The sequence below is a fragment of the Orbus hercynius genome (assembly GCF_003634275.1).
In the GTDB taxonomy this organism is placed as follows: domain Bacteria; phylum Pseudomonadota; class Gammaproteobacteria; order Enterobacterales; family Orbaceae; genus Orbus; species Orbus hercynius.
Genome location: NZ_RBWY01000001.1, coordinates 580,822 through 599,912 on the forward strand (window position 1 = coordinate 580,822; position 19,091 = coordinate 599,912).

At 38.3% G+C, this 19,091-nt stretch carries 15 protein-coding genes and 1 riboswitch; of the genes, 7 read left to right on the forward strand and 8 right to left on the reverse strand.

From position 1 onward, the window contains the following. The first annotated feature begins 27 nt into the window (after positions 1 to 27). The 3 genes from DES39_RS02885 (at position 28) to ribB (ending at position 9,742) form a co-directional block, all read left to right on the forward strand. Positions 28 to 741: an epoxyqueuosine reductase QueH gene (locus tag DES39_RS02885; RefSeq protein WP_121144251.1), complete on the forward strand. Its 714-nt coding sequence runs from the start codon at positions 28 to 30 to the stop codon at positions 739 to 741. Between the two features lie 484 nt (positions 742 to 1,225). Further along, positions 1,226 to 8,722, forward strand: coding sequence for an autotransporter outer membrane beta-barrel domain-containing protein (locus DES39_RS02890; protein ID WP_170143321.1), 7,497 nt, complete (start codon positions 1,226 to 1,228; stop codon positions 8,720 to 8,722). A gap of 101 nt (positions 8,723 to 8,823) precedes the next feature. After that, positions 8,824 to 8,966, forward strand: a riboswitch (FMN riboswitch). A gap of 104 nt (positions 8,967 to 9,070) precedes the next feature. Further along, a complete protein-coding gene (ribB, locus tag DES39_RS02895) occupies positions 9,071 to 9,742 on the forward strand; it encodes a 3,4-dihydroxy-2-butanone-4-phosphate synthase (protein ID WP_121144253.1) in 672 nt (223 codons plus the stop codon). A 97-nt stretch (positions 9,743 to 9,839) separates the two neighbouring features. Here ribB and ruvX read toward each other — a convergent pair whose 3' ends face one another. From ruvX to rsmE, 5 genes are all read right to left on the reverse strand, one after another. After that, positions 9,840 to 10,253 carry a Holliday junction resolvase RuvX gene (ruvX, locus tag DES39_RS02900; RefSeq protein WP_211324597.1) on the reverse strand — a complete coding sequence of 138 codons (414 nt, stop codon included), beginning with the start codon at positions 10,251 to 10,253 and terminating at the stop codon, positions 9,840 to 9,842. A gap of 1 nt (position 10,254) precedes the next feature. Then, positions 10,255 to 10,812 carry a YqgE/AlgH family protein gene (locus DES39_RS02905; RefSeq protein ID WP_121144255.1) on the reverse strand — a complete coding sequence of 186 codons (558 nt, stop codon included), beginning with the start codon at positions 10,810 to 10,812 and terminating at the stop codon, positions 10,255 to 10,257. A gap of 34 nt (positions 10,813 to 10,846) precedes the next feature. After that, positions 10,847 to 11,302 carry a GNAT family N-acetyltransferase gene (locus DES39_RS02910; RefSeq protein ID WP_121144256.1) on the reverse strand — a complete coding sequence of 152 codons (456 nt, stop codon included), beginning with the start codon at positions 11,300 to 11,302 and terminating at the stop codon, positions 10,847 to 10,849. Positions 11,303 to 11,315: 13 nt separating this feature from the next. Continuing rightward, complete coding sequence (gene gshB / locus DES39_RS02915; protein WP_121144257.1) at positions 11,316 to 12,263, reverse strand: glutathione synthase; 948 nt, start codon at positions 12,261 to 12,263, stop codon at positions 11,316 to 11,318. 222 nt (positions 12,264 to 12,485) lie between these two features. Next, entirely contained in the window at positions 12,486 to 13,211 is a 726-nt protein-coding gene (rsmE, locus tag DES39_RS02920) for a 16S rRNA (uracil(1498)-N(3))-methyltransferase (RefSeq protein ID WP_121144258.1), read from the reverse strand. A 105-nt stretch (positions 13,212 to 13,316) separates the two neighbouring features. On the opposite strand from rsmE, the gene folB reads away from it, so the two are divergent. From folB to DES39_RS02940, 4 genes are all read left to right on the forward strand, one after another. Continuing rightward, positions 13,317 to 13,673 carry a dihydroneopterin aldolase gene (gene folB, locus DES39_RS02925; RefSeq protein ID WP_121144259.1) on the forward strand — a complete coding sequence of 119 codons (357 nt, stop codon included), beginning with the start codon at positions 13,317 to 13,319 and terminating at the stop codon, positions 13,671 to 13,673. Between the two features lie 15 nt (positions 13,674 to 13,688). Further along, positions 13,689 to 14,666, forward strand: coding sequence for an MBL fold metallo-hydrolase (locus tag DES39_RS02930; protein ID WP_121144769.1), 978 nt, complete (start codon positions 13,689 to 13,691; stop codon positions 14,664 to 14,666). 151 nt (positions 14,667 to 14,817) lie between these two features. Continuing rightward, positions 14,818 to 15,024: a hypothetical protein gene (locus DES39_RS02935; RefSeq protein WP_121144260.1), complete on the forward strand. Its 207-nt coding sequence runs from the start codon at positions 14,818 to 14,820 to the stop codon at positions 15,022 to 15,024. Positions 15,025 to 15,027: 3 nt separating this feature from the next. Next, a complete protein-coding gene (locus DES39_RS02940; protein WP_121144261.1) occupies positions 15,028 to 15,456 on the forward strand; it encodes an EamA family transporter in 429 nt (142 codons plus the stop codon). Positions 15,457 to 15,482: 26 nt separating this feature from the next. Here DES39_RS02940 and DES39_RS02945 read toward each other — a convergent pair whose 3' ends face one another. From DES39_RS02945 to DES39_RS02955, 3 genes are all read right to left on the reverse strand, one after another. Further along, positions 15,483 to 16,160, reverse strand: a complete 678-nt coding sequence (locus tag DES39_RS02945; protein WP_121144262.1) for a response regulator — start codon at positions 16,158 to 16,160, stop codon at positions 15,483 to 15,485. Continuing rightward, a complete protein-coding gene (gene dcuS / locus DES39_RS02950; protein ID WP_121144263.1) occupies positions 16,160 to 17,773 on the reverse strand; it encodes a DcuS/MalK family sensor histidine kinase in 1,614 nt (537 codons plus the stop codon). The genes DES39_RS02945 and dcuS overlap by 1 nt, the downstream gene beginning before the upstream one ends. 112 nt (positions 17,774 to 17,885) lie before the next feature. Continuing rightward, the gene (locus tag DES39_RS02955) at positions 17,886 to 19,043 is read right to left on the reverse strand and encodes an NAD(P)-dependent malic enzyme (protein ID WP_121144264.1); all 1,158 of its coding nucleotides are present in this window, start codon (positions 19,041 to 19,043) and stop codon (positions 17,886 to 17,888) included. Positions 19,044 to 19,091 lie beyond the last annotated feature (48 nt).

A 19,091-nucleotide genomic window follows, 5' to 3' on the forward strand; every position in this document is an offset into this window, starting at 1 on the left:
CCGCCTGTTAAATAATTGTGGTTAGTCATGTTAATTAATGCAAATAATATTTTAGAAACACTCAATCCTAATAACAAAATTAATTATGATTCGATTTTACAAAAAATGATCGAGTCATGGCAAACTGCGACAGTAAAGCCGAAAATCCTCATTCATAGTTGCTGTGCACCTTGTAGTACTTATGTACTGGAATATTTATCGCAGTATGCTGATATTACCATTTATTTTGCCAATTCTAATATTCACCCTCGCGTTGAGTATGAGTATCGAAGCCAAGTACAGCAAAAATTTATTGCTGATTTTAATCAAAAAACGGGCCATAACGTTCAATATCTTGAAGCCCCTTATCAACCTGCTGAATTTATGAAACAAGTTGGTCACTTACGTGATGAACCTGAAGGTGGTAAACGCTGCCATCTTTGTTACAAAATGAGATTAGATCTCTCTGCAATTAAAGCTGAAGAACTTGGATTCGATTATTTTGCTAGTGCATTAACGCTTAGTCCGAAAAAAAATAGTCAAAAAATTAATGAATTAGGTTTTGAAATACAAGAACTTTTTGCCGTAAAATACTTACCATCTGACTTTAAAAAAAATAACGGTTACAAGCGTTCTATTGAAATTTGTAAAGAGTATGATGTTTACCGCCAGTGTTATTGTGGCTGTATTTTTGCGGCAAAAGAGCAAGGTATTGATTTTAAATTGGTTATTGAAAATGCCAAACAAGCTTTACAATCATAGTTAGTTTCCTGCTTTATCTCACCATTCTTTGTATTCAATATTGATGCTCACGATATTGAATACGCCTTATTTTATCTATGCAAATTATATTATTCCGCTGTGATTAAACAACCGCACATTTTAGCATCATTTTTTTAGCGATAAAAAAGTCATTTTTATTTAATGACAATGGAGTCATTTTTTTAAGTTTAATACACTTTTTTATCGCTTAAATCGATTGATTTTAGCAATAATTAATATCTTATTTTATGATCGTTTTTTTATTTAAGATAAAATCTTAAATTAATGTTTTATTGTTATTATTTTATTTTCAATTTCTTATCAATTGATATTTATCTTTACGCTGTTTTTATTACTTATTTAATATAGTTAATGACTGATAACTTTTTTCATATATAATGACAAAAAAGTCATCAATATGTCATTTATAAATAATGTTGAAATTTTTACTAATAAAAAAATAATATTAATAAAAGGGAATAATATGAATAAAATATATAAGGTGCTTAAAAATAACGCGACTGGCTGTTTTGTGGCAGTTTCAGAATTGGCGACAGGAGTCAAAAAAGGTCGTAAATTAAAGTTAACATCATTGCTGTTATTGGCTGGCTTATCAAGTCAAGCTTATGGGGCTATATCCATTCCACAAGGTTATAATCCTGCTGTTAATAACAATAAATTCGGCAGTATTAAGGTATCGGGTTCGGGTCAGGTAGTTGATTTAGGCATTGGTGATGGTTTAAATAGTGCTAGTTTAGGTTCTGAGACTCATAAATATACACTCACAATTAATGATAAAATCAATACGCTCTATCAAACCAAATATGCCGATGTTGCTAATGCACAGTCGACTTTTAATCAGGTTCAAAATCAATTCAATAATGGTTTGGCAACGCAAGCTGAACTCGATAATGCACAAAACAAGTTAGAACAAGCGAAAGTTAAAGCTCAAACAATTGATGACAGCAAATTTACCGTCTCTGATCCCAATAATGTGCTAGGCAAAAATACAGAAAGTACATCGATTTCAATCAAAACCATACAGTACGCAGATCCTGTTACTGGTAAGATTTTTGAGCTTGTAGTTAATGATAATGCGATTAAAAATGAAACAACAACGAATATTACTACCAATAAATCAATCGATTTCTATGAAAAAATGCCGAATAATCAACAGTATCAACATACCCAATTGATTACTGTTTCCGGAAGTGATACCGATCTTACAATTGAAAATACTAATCCTGGTAGCAATAATTATTTATCAGCAATTTCTAAAAATGCTGGTACGGCTATTATTGAATTAAATGATGGTGCTAACTTAACCTTTGATACTGATGTGAATTATTATACGGGTAATGAGAGTAACTCTGTTTCTGACGTATCAGGTAATAGTTATCAATTCGGTAATCAACAAGAAGTTGTTAAAGTGACATATAAAGGCGATGTAGATACTGTCCTAGGTAGTAGAAACATTAGTTCTGAGGCGGATTTCAACAAATTTAACAAAGAGTTAATTAAATATATCCAACAAAATGAACAAGTTAGGCTTGATAACCCAACCCCCGAAATGATGAAGGCATTTTATGATGCACAGATTTCGAAAGTATTTAGCTCACGTGAAGTACTTGGATCGTATAGTTACGCTTATAACCTAGATAAAAACGAATTAGATACATTAGCTAAGGAACAAGGCTTACAAGATAAATTTAATAATCGTGTTACGGAGGCTGATAGATATACTGACATCGGTTTACAAGCCACAGTAAATAACCGTTTTCTTGGTGTAACAGGTAGTGGTTCGAAAGTAACGGTGAATGAAAATACGAAAGTAGATAGTATAGACAGTTCTGGCGTAATTATAAATGCTGCTTACACTGGATCGGGCGTTGATAGTAATAATATTTTCAACATTAATGGTACGCTTGATGCCCATGGTAAAGATGCATTAATTGCTAAAAACGCTGAGATTTATGTTGCCAGCACAGGAACAATTAATGGTAATGTGACATTATACAGTGGCGATCGATCAAGCGGTAATCATTCAACAACTTTAATTGAAAATGCAGGTTTGATTAATGGAGTAGTGTCTATTAGTGACGGTACCGTTAAAAATAAAACAGGAGCAATAATTAATAGTATTAATGGTCAAGATCAAGTTACTATTGTTAATGACGCTGATGCGATTATACGTGGTAAAGTCATTATGAACCAAAATGGTTCGCTCAACAATAGTGGTACAATTAGCGATTCAGTGACAGCAAAAGATGGTTCTATAGTAAAAAATAATAATGGAGCTACCATTGGGGGCGTTGTGATTGTTAGTGGAGTTGGTACCACTTTCGAAAATGATGGGGTTGCAGGTGGTGCGCATACTGCTTATGGCGCTGCAAGTACCAACAATAATATTCTTATCGGCGATGGCGTTGTTGCGCTTGATAACAAGGCAACGCTAGTTAATAATGGCCAAATTTATATCGGTTATCAATATGATAGCCAAACTCAAACTATCTCTAATAAATCATCGAACAAAGGTGCTTATACGGCGATTACCGTTGCAGGCGAGGGTTCTGAACTTATCAATAACAAAGATGTCTATGTCTCAAGTAGTCAACATGATGTTAAAGTTGTGCAAGTAAGCGATGGTGGTCACTATGCTGATAAGGCTGATTCAATTATTGTGTTAAATAAAGAGAATAACCCGATTAGTGATGTTGACAAAAATAGAGGTAATGACAATAAAGTTATCTATGTCAGTGATCGCAAATCAGCCGTCACTATTAATGGTACGATCACCCTTAATGATGTGGGAAGCACAGCATTATGGACAGATAATGGTGGACAAATAACATTAGCCGGTACGGTTAACTTGAATGGTCAAAATGCAGTTAGTAGTGATGGCGAATCGGCGGTGAGGAGTTTCGGTGCTTGGGTACAAGGTGAAAACGCTAAGTTGATTATGAATGGAAATTCAGCGATTAATATCAACGCCGATCGGGCAATTGGCGTGCATATTCGCGATGGTGCAAGCGCTGAAATTAATGATCACGCAGGTCTTACCTTTAGTGATAAGAATAATCAAATTGGGTTTTTAATTTCAGGTATTTCTAAACCGGCCTCTATTATTTATAACAGTGATAAAGAGTTACTACTTGATGGTGAAGGGTCGGTGCTATTTCGTATTGAACGTGGTTCAACATTTAATTCTGGCACAATAGCCTCTAACAATCCATCTTTATCAATTTTAGATTCCAACAATGCTAAAAACTCGATACTAATGGTTGTAACCAATGGTCCAACTGCAACTGGCGTGAGTAACCATACCGTTGCTGATTTGAGTGGATTTACTTTAAAGGTCAATGGTGAGAATGCAAAAGGGATAAGCGTTGAAGGTGGTGCGAACGTTAAAATAAGCCAAAATACTAAAATCGAATTAACGGGAAGTAATTCTATTTTAGCCCGAGTTGATGGTAATTATTATGATGTAAATGGTGTTAATACGCCAGCGAATAATGGTTTATCCTATCTAGAGAGTTCGGCACAATTAACAACAAATCTCGCATCAAATTCAGAACAAGTGGTTACTGGTCAAAATTCAGTTGGCTACTATGTGACCAATCGAGGCACGCTTGATCATCTTGGTAGTATCGATTTCCAATCACCAAGCTTAAATAATATTGGGGTCAAAATCGACAGCGGTGGGACGTTAATTAGTAAATTAGGCTCTTATATTAAAGTACGCGGTACTGCTGTTGAAATTAGTGGCAGTAACTCATTAGCGACGATCAATAACATTGGTAATGGCGAAATACCTGTTGTTTGGGCAATTGGTGCTGATGGCAATAACAATGATTCAGCTTATCATGTTAAAGATAATGCCAGCCTAAAATTATCCGGCTCAGGCATAACTAAAGCACAAGGGACTGCACATGGTATTTTAGTCGATGGAGCCAATCAAATTGTACTTGATAGTGCAATTCTGGATCTTTACGATAATAACTCAAACAGCAGTATGGGTAACGGCATTGAAAATCGTTCAGCATTAGAGCAAATTCAATTGACCAATAATGCGATCATCAATGTTAAAGATGGATATGGTATTCATTCTGGGGTTGGATTGATCCAATCTTCACAAACATCGGGTACGATTAATGTTTACGGTCAAGGTACAGGGCTGCGTTTTGAAAATATTGATAGTGCAACGGGCGAAGTAACGGGCACAACACATAATAGCATCAATAATAGCGGCTATGAGAATGTCATTATCAATGTTTATGAAAATGATGGGCATGGTATCTATGTCGACTCATCGAAAAATGTTAATACTTCCGCGAGTGTGAATATAATCAGTGCTAATGGCCAATCAGCACTAGAAATTAAAGGCAGCACCGAAACTGCCTCCCAATCGGGTCACTTGCATTCAGCGAATAAAAATGCTGTCATTGTCGATTTGAATAATGGTCATATTGCATCATTTACTAATAATGGCGAAGTGTTATTCGGTGATTTTGCGAAAAATGGCGCAGACCAGTATCAGTTTACTGCAACCGATAAAACTATTGCTAAAGATAGTTATGCAATTAAAACACAGCAGACAGAACATAGCCTTAATTTTACCAACGCAGCAAAAGGCAATATTAATGGCATTGTTGAATTGCTTGGATACGGTACATTAGCTGATCCTAATGATAAGACTCAAGGTAATAACGTCACATTAATTGGTGAAGGAAATATTTTTAGAACGGGTGATGGAAATGATACCTTTGTTATTCACCAAGCAGTTGGAGATGATTTAGGCGGCGATAATCAGTTAAAACAGTTCACGGAACTTGATGGTGGAGAAGGGCAAAACAGCGTCACTTTTACGAATAATTCCAGTGTTACCATTAATAACGATGATACGATTAAGCATATTGAACATTTTGCTTTAGACAATAATAGTAAAGTGACACTGAATAATTTAGCCACCCAAGATGGTTTAAATTCTGGGGTGAATACATATGATATGATCGATGTAGCAAGTATTTTAACCTACAGATGGAATAAAGATAATACTGCTTTTGATCGTTTATTGAATGGTAAAGGCACATTTAGTGTTGATTTACAACATCTTGACGATAGTGGTAAGCCGAATCATGTTTTTGCGTTTAATAACACAACTAATACTGGTGATTTCAACGGAACACTTGAGCTATCAAATACGCAATACGCGCTACAAGATAGTGCTGAGCATAGTAATACCTCTGCATTAACACAAGCAACGTTAAAAGCGAGTGCGAATAGTTATGTAACGGTTGGCGCTGGTGAACAAATTATAAAAGGTTTAACGCTCAATGGCGGCACGGTTGATTTCGGTAAAATTGACTTGGTTAATGATAAATCAACCAATCATATTTCGGTGGATAATTTAGTCTTAGACAAAGGCAATATCAAAATTGATGCAAGTGGGTCTATCTATAATCCAGGCATCCCAACATCATTACCTTTATTAGAGCAAGATGACGGTATTATTTTAACGCAATTAGTTGCGGCTAATAATGTATCAGGCGGTGCAATTAATGTTGATATCGATCGCACGCAGATAAAGTTAATAGATGAAACAGGTCATGAAATTGCCTCTTCAGCAAAAACTGATCTCGTGCAAAATAGTGAAGTTGTTGCCCGTGCGACTTATGATACCCGATTAACTAAAGGTGAAAATAGCGATGGACTGTATGTGGGTTATGGCTTAACGCAGATTGAACTTAAGGCTAAAAATGACGTAACAGGTGTGGGAAATGCCTTAATTCTTGATGCGACAGGGAGTGATCCTAGCAAAGCTAGCAGTAGTGAACTTGATGCATTAATTACCGATTATGATAATGGTGATGGCACTTGGAGCTATGGCGATGTGCAAATACGTGGCAGCAAAGCCGTCACGCTAAGTGGCACAAATAGTTATCATGGTTCAACCTTTATCAAAGATACAAGTACCTTAATCGCCGGCGCTGATAATGCGTTAGGATTAACACGTTTATTAAAACTTGATGCCAATACGCTGTTCGATCTTAGTGGCCATGCCCAGAGCGTTGGCCGTTTATACAGTGATCAAAACGCGATAATCAATTTGAATAATGGTCAGTTAACTATTACGGGTCAAGATGCTACGAGTCTTACCAACGATATGACATCTTATCTTTCATCTGGCACGCTACAAGGTAGTGGTCAATTGATTATTGGTGATACTAGTTTGACAAGAGCAACAGCTGGTACGGCGACGCTGACCGTTATTGGTGAAAATTCTGCCTTAACCGCTGATATTACCAATGCGATTAATGGTAAAGTCAACCTCGATTCACAAGGTGGTTTAGGCAGTGGTTCGCTTACCAATAATGGTGAACTTAACCTCTATTTGTCTGATGAAAGTGTGCTGACCAACAGCCATTTATCGGGTAATGGCATGGTTAATAAATATAATTCAGGTACCTTAAACTTTTCACTAGCACAAGCGAAAGACTATACGGGTGAGATTAATATTAAAGGGGGAGCGATTGTATTTAAAGGCGATAATAATGCTACCCGTGATAGTTATCAGGCAAGTGAGTTAAATATAGATAAAGGTAGTGCATTAATTGGCCTAGAAAATGCCGTCTTTAACGGCAATATGCATAATCAGGGGAATGTCTTTATCGGTCAATTACCTAACAGTACGACGGTTAGTCAAAGTAGTGTAACGGTGAATGATTATCAAGGTAATGAAGGTAGCCATTTGATTTTTAATGGCACCTTAACCGATGATAGCTCGCCAATTGGTAAACTGATTATTAATGGTAATTCATCAGGTAATAGCATTGTCACCGTAAATAATATTGGTGGATTAGGTGCGAAAACCATTAATGGTATTGCCATTATTGATGTTAATGGTCAATCGGATGCGGAGTTTTCACAATCAGATCGCATTATTGCTGGGGCATATGAGTATAAGCTTCAACGTAGTGAAAGTAATAACAATAATTGGGTATTGTTTAGCGATTTGACTGCACGAGCTGAAATTGGGAGTTATGTGGGTAATCTTTTCTCGGCGAATAATTTATTCAATTTACGTTTGTATGACAGAGTAGGTGAAACTCAATATATCGATTTATTCACTGGCGAGCAGAAAGTTACCAGTATGTGGATACGCCATCAATACGGTTATGATAAGTATAATGTAGCAAACGGAGATTTATCCGCTAAAGATCACTGGAATATCACTCAGATCGGTGGAGATATTGCTCAATGGAGTTCCAATGAGCAAAATAGACTGCATTTAGGGGTCATGGTGGGGTATGGTAGAAGTAAAACAACCTCAACCTCCAATATTGATGGTTCAAAATCTGATGCAACTGTTGATGGTTACAGTTATGGCGCTTACGCTACATGGTATGATAATGACCAAGATAAAACCGGTTTTTATCTTGATACTTGGGCGTTATGGAATCATTTTGATGCATCGGTCACCGGTGAGAAGTTCTCTGAAAGTTATAACATTAGTGGCTTAACTGCATCTATCGAATCGGGGTACTCATTTAAAACCGGGCAATTAGGTAACTATGATGTTTGGCTACAACCACAAGCTCAAGCAATTTGGGCTAATGCTAAAGCGGATGACTTTACCGAAAGTAATGGTACGCGAGTAAGTTTTAGCCATGGTAATTTGCAAACTCGTTTCGGGATTCGCGCCGCCTTACTCAGCAATGCACAAATTCAGGCTATCACTAATCAGTCAGCACAATTCTTTGTTGAAGCAAATTGGTTACATAATACGAAGTTGTATGATGTGACACTAAATGATGAATTAACGCTTGGCCAAGATGGCGCTCGAAATATTGGTGAGATCAAAGTTGGTGTTGAAGGTAACATTGAAAAAAATACCAGTCTTTGGCTTAATTTAGCCGGTCAGCGTGGCGATCATGATTATAAAAACGCGTCGATTATGCTGGGACTTAAATATAGTTTTTAAGTGCTATGTTTGCATTAAAAACCGGCATTATGCCGGTTTTTTTTATGTAAATGGATGAATTTTTATTAATTTCATATTATAGTAATGACGTCAGCTTAGCTGATAATTCTCAGGGCGGGGTGTAAGTCCCCACCGGTGGTGATAGCCCACGAGCGCTTAATGGTGGATTAAACACGATTAAGGTCTAGCAGATTTGGTGAAATTCCAAGGCCGACAGTGATAGTCTGGATAAAAGAGAGTTGCTTATTTACCTTTCATATAATCATGATTGCTGTTATGCAATGTATCTGATGGTCAAGCAATAGCCCTGATTCTGGTATTCAATTAATTAATAGGATGATATTTACCATGAATCAGAAATTCGAAAATACACCAAATGTGGTGCACAATACTTTTAGCCTAACTGAGTTTGGCTCTCCGATTGAACGCGTTGAAAAAGCGATTGAGGCACTAAAAGCCGGTCACGGCGTATTAGTTCTTGACGATGAAGATCGTGAAAATGAAGGTGATGTTGTGTGGGCGGCGCAGCATATTACAACCGAACAAATGGCCTTAACAATCCGTTATGGTAGTGGCATTGTCTGTTTATGTATGCCTAAGGCTTATTGCGATAAGCTTGAATTACCGATGATGGTATCAAACAATACCAGCAAAAATCATACTGCTTTTACCATTACCATTGAAGCTGCCAAAGGTGTATCAACTGGCGTGTCTGCCGCTGATCGTGTGACAACGGTTAAGGCTGCGGTGGCGGATCATGCAAAACCAGCAGATTTAAGTCATCCTGGCCATGTTTTCCCATTGGTAGCTAAAGAGGGGGGGGTATTAACGCGTCGAGGGCATACTGAAGCATCGGTTGATTTAGTTAAACTGGCGGGCTTTAAACCGGCAGCGGTCATTTGTGAATTGACTAATGACGATGGAACAATGTCACGGGCGCCAGAGGTTGTTGCTTTTGCCAAAAAATTCGACTTTCCCGTCGTGACCATTGAAGATTTGGTACAGTATTTACAGCGTTAATTGCTGCTTAAACAGATCAAATCAGTACGATTTGATCTGTTTAAGTATGATGTTTAGCTCATCGTATTTAAAGGCTACCGGCAATGCAGTCATACTATTACGGTAAATTATCAAACCAACTTTCCAAAATAATCATGGCTGAGCTAGCATCAACTTTACCTTTATTCAAGGCGCGATAACCGCCGTATTCAAAAAGGCTGGCTTTCGCCTCTACCGTTGACAGACGTTCATCTTGTAGTTCAACCCGGTAACCAAAGCGGCCGTGTAAACGATTGGCAAATTTTTTGGCTCTTAACGTCAGCTCTTGCTCTGTGCCATCCATATTTAAAGGTAAACCAACAACTAAATAATCGGGTTGCCACTCTTTGAGTTTTTTTTCTATCTCTTGCCAAACGGGTTTGCCATCGCGAGCTTTGAAGGCACATAACGGGTGGGCGGTTTTGGTAATATCTTGTCCAATAGCTGCACCAATGCTACTTGTGCCAAAATCAAATGCAATTACGGTTGCCATATTAAGCCTTACCCATTTGAATTGACATAGTTTCAATATTGACGCCAATTGACTGAGCGGCAAGACGCCACCTTTCATCAATTGGACTTTCAAAAATAATATCCGATTTAGCTTGTGTTACTAACCAGTCATTTTGGGCAATTTCATATTCGAGTTGCCTATCTCCCCAGCTAGCATAACCGAGTGACAATAGTAAGTCTTTGGGCTGCTCTACAGAGCCGATTGATTTTAACACATCTAATGAGGTGGTTATCATCACGTCATCGGATATTGTAATGCTCGAGGAGAATCCTTTTTGTGGACTGTGTAAAATAAAACCTTGTTCCTCCGCTAAGGGGCCTCCAATAAATACCGGCTGTTCAAGTTCGGCGCAGTTTTTATAAGGGGTAATATCCAATCGGGATAAGACGGTTTGAATCGTCAGATCCTCGATAGGTTTGTTAATGATAATCCCCATTGCGCCATCTTGGTTATGTTCACAAATATAGACCACCGAGCGACCAAATAATGCGTCGTTTAATGTTGGCATCGCAATAATAAAATGATTTTTTAAATTCATAATAATTTACTTTATCAAGAGTGAATATTTGTGGTTATAAGGCACATTTACCGATTTTTACATTGTGCTCCACACGGCAAGCCATTAAATATTCAGGTTGGTTTGTCTCTTCATTAATTGACTGAGAATCAATTTCAAACCCTTGCGATTGATAAAATGCGATAGCCGCTGTGTTTTGCACATAGACATGGGCAAATAATTCATTATGTTGCTGTTTTGCTTTCGCGATTAGTGCTTGACCGTTACCTTGATGTTGATAGGCGCTATCAACAAATAGCCCTGAAATATAATTTTCGGTTAAGCCAATAAACCCAGTTATTGTGCCATCGATATCTTGAACATACACAGTAGACATGGGAATCAATAATTTTACCAACTCATAATTATTTTTAAAAAAGTTCGCGTCAATAAAATGATGTGCTTGCTCATTACCTTGTAGCCAAATTGCCATGATTCTATCGAGGTCAGATGCGCGGTATTCCCTAATCATTTAATATCCTTAATTATTTTAAACGTTCTTCAATCGCATCCATTAACATGCCGGTAATGGATAAGTTGCTAATTTCAGCTTCAATTTCTCGTACACATGTTGGGCTAGTCACATTGATTTCGGTCAGTTTGTCACCAATAATATCGAGTCCAACAAACAATAAGCCTTTGGCTTTTAGTGTTGGCCCAATCGCATTGGCGATTGCCCAGTCGTTATCTGACAACGCTCTGACTTCACCTGATCCGCCAGCGGCAAGATTACCACGTGTTTCACCTTTTTGCGGAATACGCGCTAAACAGTACGGCACGGGTTTACCATCCACAACGAGTACACGCTTATCGCCATCTTTAATCGCCAGTAAATAGTTTTGTGCCATGCAGTACTGACTATTATGGTGAGTTAAAGTCTCGATAATAACCGATACATTGGGATCATCTTGTTTCACCCTAAAAATTGATGTGCCGCCCATGCCATCGAGTGGTTTGAGAATGATATCTTGATGTTTCTGATGAAACTCTCTAATTAACTTGGTTTGGCGAGTGACTAGTGTTTCAGGGGTAAATTGTGCAAACCAAGAGGTGTATAATTTTTCGTTACAATCACGCAAACTTTGTGGCTTATTGACTATCAGTACGCCAGCATTTTCCGCTCGCTCTAGTATATAGGTTGCATAAATAAACTCAGTATCAAATGGCGGGTCTTTGCGCATTAAAATGACATCGAGTTCACTTAAGGCAATCGTCTGTTCATCTTTAAAATCAAACCAATGGCTTTTATCTTGGTAAACGGTTAATTGACGGGTTGTTGCATAAGCTTCACCTGCAGTTAAAAAGAGATCTTTCATCTCCATATAATAGATCTGATAGCCCCGCTTTTGCGCTTCTTGCAACATGGCAAAACTCGTGTCTTTTTTGATATTAATTTGACTGATAGGATCCATTACGATGCCGAGTTTAATCATGACAACTCCTTAAATAATGTTCAAACATATAATGTGAATTTAATTAGTATATACCTAAATGTTTCTTAGTAGCAGAATTTTTGCTGTAGCATAAAATTGTATCATCATTAAGTTGCAATTGCTTGAGAACATGATTAATTGCGGGAATAAATGCACGATATAAATGGATTGGACAGTGATAATTTTCTTTATGAGATGATGGTTATCAATAAAGAAAGTCGCTTAACCTATATCACCGAACTTAACTTGTAATGCCGTTATCGCGGTTAATGCAACGGTTTCTGTGCGAAGAATCCGTGGACCTAACAGAATTTCAGCAAATTGGTAAGCGGTTGTCATATTCACTTCCGCATCGGTTAATCCACCTTCTGGGCCAATTAGTAGTGCAACATTAGCATTTGGCAAGGAGAGCTGATTAATACCATGCTGGGCTCTGGGATGCAGCGTTAGCTTGGTGTAATCTTGCAAGCTCGCACACCAGTTATCAAGTTTTTGAATAGGATTTATGGTCGGTACAATATTACGGCCACACTGCTCGCAAGCAGATTGTGCAATTTTTTGCCACTGTTGCACTTTTTTATCTAGTCGCTCAGCATCTAATTTTACACCGCAACGCTCAGATAATAGCGGGGTAATGGTGTTAACCCCGAGTTCTACCGATTTTTGAATGGTAAATTCCATTTTTTCACCACGAGATAACACCTGACCTAAGTGAATATTTAGTGGTGATTCGCGATTATCGACGGTACTATCGAACGTTTGAACAACTAGCGTCTTTTTATGAATTTGTTGAATGATAGCGGGCGTAATTTTGTTGCTACCATCAAATAGCGTTAATGTTTCCCCTTCTCGCATACGTAAGACTCTAACAAGGTGATTAAACGCATTATCATCGAGTTCAATAACGCTATTGGATAAAATTGGGGTTGGCTGAAAAATTCGTACCATAGCAAGTAACTTTTTATCTTGATCAAAAAATTTTATAATAAATTATAGCGTAATTTATTGAGATTGGGTAATCTCATTAGCAATAACATCTTTAAGGTGACGAATATGACTAAAGATTGCGTTTTTATTGAGGGTTTGGCGGTAATTACCACAATTGGGGTTTATGAGTGGGAAAAGACCATTAAGCAAAAACTGGTGCTTGATCTGGAAATGGCTTGGGACAATCGCCCGGCAGGCTTAAGCGATAATGTCGAGCTTTGCTTGGATTATGCGAAAGTATCACAAGCGATTGAGCATTATGTGACCCATCAGCAATTTGGCTTAATTGAGCGAGTTGCTGAGGAAGTGGCACAATTGGTCATCAATGACTTTTCGGTTTCACGCGTGAAAATTAAAGTCAGCAAGCCTGGCGCGATCCCAGCTGCACAAAATGTGGCGGTGATGATTGAGCGGCAGCGATAAGTATGCGGTTTGATGATGAGCCATAAAAATGAGTATTATGACCAGAATAAATCTCACCATACGCCTAAAGGGTTTCGTAACAGTGACCCCTTTTTAATTCGTCACAGTGATGTTAAAAAATGGCGGCAACAGCGTAAGGTCTATCCGCCGGAAGGTGGCTATGCGCAGTTTTATGCTAATTGGTATCAACAGGCCGATTTTTTAATAGAAGATGATGCGGTTTGGTGGCTAGGTCATGCCACTGCACTCATCAAAATGAATCATAAAACAATCCTGACTGATCCCCTGTTTTCTGAGCGAGCTTCGCCGGTGCAATTTATTGGCCCTAAAAGGCATACACCTTGTGCTAGCTCGATTGCTCAGTTACCACATATTGATATGATAGTGATATCACATAACCATTATGATCATTTAGATTACCGTAGTATTCGTCAACTGATTAAACGCTTCCCGCTAGTATCATTGATTGTGCCGCTCGGTTTAAAGCATAAAATGCAGCGTTGGGGTGCGAAAAATGTTACTGAACTCGATTGGTGGGACAGTGTATGCGTTGAGGGTATTACGGTCTCATCGGTGCCAGCCAGACACTGGAGCCGGCGCACACTGCATGATACGAATCGAACTTTATGGTGTGGCTGGATGCTCACATCGAATACCCGCCGTGTTTATTTTATGGGTGATACTGGCTATAGTGAGCGATTTGCCGAAGTCAAAAAGCGCTTTCCCAATATTGATATCGCTCTGATTCCAATTGGTAGTTATGCGCCTCGTTGGTTTATGCATAACCAACATGTCGATCCGCAGCAAGCTTTGCAGCTCTTTCATGATATTGGTTGTAAAAAGGCGATTGCTATTCATTGGGGGGCCTTTGAACTGGCCGATGAACCATTGGATGAGCCGCCTCGATTATTACGGCAATTAATTGAACAATACATGCTATCACCCACCGATTTTTTAACAATAAAAATCGGTGGTAGTGTTCAAATGATCTAGATGACGATAGAATGATAAAATTGATTACATCACATGTGAATATATTCAGGTACGCTTTGGTGAGTGCACTATACGGTGTGATAGCATATTAATATTGAGTTAATATTACGTAAAAATCCATAAATAACAATTAGTTAAAAAGGAATATATCATGAAAAATATTATAATGTTAGTTAGTTTGATTACCACTACTTTCGCGCTTGTCGCTTGCGGTGGTCCAAAACAAGATCCACAAGATGTGCGCTGGTCAAAACCTCAACGCGTGCTTGAAGGCTGTGATGGTGCAATGAGTAATTCTCAGCAGTGCCAAAAAAATCCCAATGCGCAGCAAATGATGATCCAAATTGATAAGAACTAATCGATGAGTGCATGGTTAATATACGCCTTACTATCAGCAATGACTGCAGCTGCGGTGGCTATTTTAGGTAAAATCGGTTTACAACATTTAGATGCCAATACTGCAACGGCTGTTCGCGCTGTAGTGATGGCAATTTTTTTAGTCGGCGTGGTTGTTGTACAAGGGAAAATGCATCTTGTACAAACGATTATACAAGATCGTAAAGCGATTTTTATTATTGCATTGAGTGGCATTGCTGGCGCATTATCTTGGCTCTTTTATTTTATGGCCATCAAAGTGGGGAACGTGTCACAAGTGGCGCCGATTGATAAACTCAGTGTGGTCTTTGCAGTGGTGTTTGCGGTGGTGCTATTTGGTGAAAAAATTTCGGTGTGGGGCGGAGTTGGCGTTGCAATGATAGCGATAGGCGCTATTTTGGTGGCATTAAACTAAGTGGTGAGCATTAGGTGCCATGGCACCTATTGTTTTCTTTTTAGTGAGTACATTCTGACCGGTCGCCCAACTGACAGGTGACTCAAATAGCTTTCTAATTCACCACTTTCCTCTAAATAATTAATGTATTTTTTTAATGAAATTCGCGAAAGCGAACTTAACAGTGATAGATCACTCATGGCAAAATCCTGGGCCAGATTCTCGACGATTTGCCGGACTTTATTGAGCGTATCAGGTTCAATACCTTTAGGCAGTACTTTAGGTTGCTGTAATGTTTGGCTAAAAATTCGATGATCAAGCTGCTTTTGATCGAGTATATCACTCGAACTCAGCAAGCGAATTCGCTCTTGATAGGTAATTAACGCGGTGCGAAATCGTTTAAACGTAAACGGTTTGACCATATAGTCAATGACGCCAAGTCGCAACGCTGATTGAATACTTTCACTATCACAAGCTGCGGTGACCATGATAATATCGATATTCGGATAACTGATACGAATATGTTGCAAGAGCTCAAGTCCATTGAGTTTTGGCATAAACACATCAAGTAGTAGCAATGAAACCGGATTATCATGAATAAAATGTAGCGCATCTTCACCATTATTCACTTGACCCACTAATTTGAATCCCGGCACCATAGTCAAATATTGTTTATTGAGCTCGGCAACCATCGGATCATCTTCGACAATTAACACATTGATCATTATTTCTCCTGATAGAGTGTGTTTAATGGTAAACAAATGCGAAAGCAAGTACCTGATACTTTTTGCGGGGCTAATTCAATATGGCCGTTGAGCTCATTGACACTTGCCAAAACAAGATACAAGCCAATTCCTCGGTTATTCCCCTTAGTCGAATACCCTTTGGTAAAAATTTTATCTGATACATCTGCGCTAATTCCGTGACCGTTATCGGTCACTTCAATAATGAACGTTTCTGGTGTGATGCTTAGCTGCACGGCGATTTGCTTATCATCTAAAAACTGCACGGCATCTAAACCATTATCAATTAAATTACCCAAAATCGTAATTAAGCAGTGCGTGACAGAACTACGCGCAATCGGACTTAATTGCCCGTCAATATCAAACCTCAACGTGACATCTAATTCCCGTGCCCGGCTGAATTTACTGGTTAAAAACCCTGAAATAATCGGATCATGAATGGATTGTGAGATATGCTCGTATTCTTTTTCATTACTGCCCATCAGTTCTTCAAGATAATCAATTAACTCTTGATTATTTTGGTTGAAAGCCAAACCATAAATGACGTGGAGTTTATTATTAAATTCGTGGGATTGAGAGCGCAAGGCATCGGCGTAGCGGTTAACGCCAGTTAGGTTTTCAGCGAGTTGGCGTATTTCAGTCATATCACGAAAGGAGGCGATGGCGCCAGTTAATTCACCATTGACAAAAAGCGGTGTCCGGTTGGTTAAAATCACAATGCCATTAATATTTTGTTCGCGATCATATTCTGATTCACCTGTTAGCATCACCTCGTGTAAACGAGTATTAGGGATAATTTGTCTAACATCGTGATTAATAATACTGGCCTTGTTCTCTTTAATACGTAATATACGAATAGCTTCATCATTGATTTGTGTAATAATGCCATAGCGATTAATGACTAAAATACCTTCTTTTACCGTGCGTATAATAGCATCTCGCTCTTCAAACAATTTTACCATCTCAAACGGCTCAAGGCCGAGTAAAATATTTTTAATACTTTTAGAAAACCAGACAGCTAAGGATATAGCGATAATTAGGCAAGTGATTAATGTTAGTAAAATCGATTGATTGGTACGCGAGGCTAAATACGCCAACTTATTCACTGTTTGTCCAACCATCAATGCACCAATTTGGTTATGATTAGGAGCAAAAATCGGTCTAAATGCACGGATAGATAGCCCCAATGTTCCTTGTGCGGTAGAAATATATGATTCACCTTGTAAAACCCGATCGCCATCACCGCCGACAATCATCTGGCCAATTTTATCTTTATCTGGATGGGAAAAACGGATACCGTTCATATCAAAAATAGTAATAAATTCAACTTGCGTTAGTGCTTGAATATTTTGCGCATATTGTTGTATAAAGGCTAAATTTTGTGGAGTAGGGGTTTCAATTGCCGTAATAATTTCAGGTGTGGTTGCTAAAATATTGGCTATATTTTCAACGTCTTGAATTGCGCGCTCATGGAACTGATTATTCACAATGCGCATGATGTAAATATTTTCAGCAATAACCGCTAAAATGAAAACAATACATATCAAAATAATCAGTTTAGTTTTTAATCTTAAACGCTTAAAAAATATTTTCATTTCCTTGGTGCCAGATCGTTGAAATTTTTATTTGCGGTATTATACATAAAAAAACCAGCTGTCTATGGGATAACAACTGGTTTTATGACAAAGATCAACTAAAATATGGTGACTATTTTTTCACAGCATTTGATACACTTTGCGCAACAACTTTGGCGACATTAGGTTCGAAGGCATTTGGTAAAATATAATCAGGTGAGATTTTCTCATCGGTGACAATGCTTGCTAGTCCTTTAGCTGCAGCAAGTTGCATCTCTAAGGTGATATCTTTGGCTCTCGCATCTAGCGCTCCTCTAAAAATACCCGGGAAGGCTAACACATTGTTAATCTGATTTGGATAATCACTGCGGCCTGTGCCAACAATGTAAGCGCCGGCTTCTTTGGCATCTTCAGGGAAGATTTCAGGTGTTGGATTGGCCATGGCAAACACAATGGATTTTTCAGCCATGGTGCTAACCCACTCTTTTTTCAGTGCATTAGGCGCTGAAACACCAACGAATACATCGGCACCTTTAACGGCATCTTGCAAGGTACCCATTTGTTTTTCGCGGTTAGTTTTCTTCGCCATTTCCCTATGGTGAGCGGGTAATGAACTATCGTTTTCACACAGAATACCAATTTTATCAACCACTTTAATATTCTTAACACCCGCTGCAAGCATCATATTCGCAATGGATAATCCAGCTGCGCCACCTCCATTAATGACCACGTTAATTTTGTCGATTGATTTATTCACCACTCTTAAAGCATTATATAAGGCTGCTAATACGACAATTGCAGTGCCGTGTTGATCATCGTGGAATACTGGGATGTCAAGGATCTCTTTTAATCGTCTTTCAACTTCAAAGCAGCGTGGCGCGCTAATATCTTCTAAGTTGATACCACCAAATGATGGGGCAAATGCCGCTATATGGCTGACAATTTCATCAACATTTTGGGTATTAACTGACAGTGGAATGGCATCAACATCGGCAAAACGTTTAAATAAAATAGCTTTACCTTCCATCACTGGAATCGCCGCTTCGGGACCAATATTACCAAGGCCAAGTACAGCCGAACCATCGGTAATAACCGCAACTAAGTTGCGTTTTGAGGTGTATTCGTATACATCATCTTTATTTTGTGCAATAGCAGTACAAACAGCAGCAACACCTGGGGTATAAGCAACACTAAGATCTGCCATTGAATTAATTTCAACTTTTGATCGAATCTCTAATTTACCGTGTTTTTCTTTACTGATCGCTAATGCTTTTTCTTGAACTGTTGTCATAATATTACCTTTTCTTTCTTTAATTAATCGATTTTAGTTAATATAAAT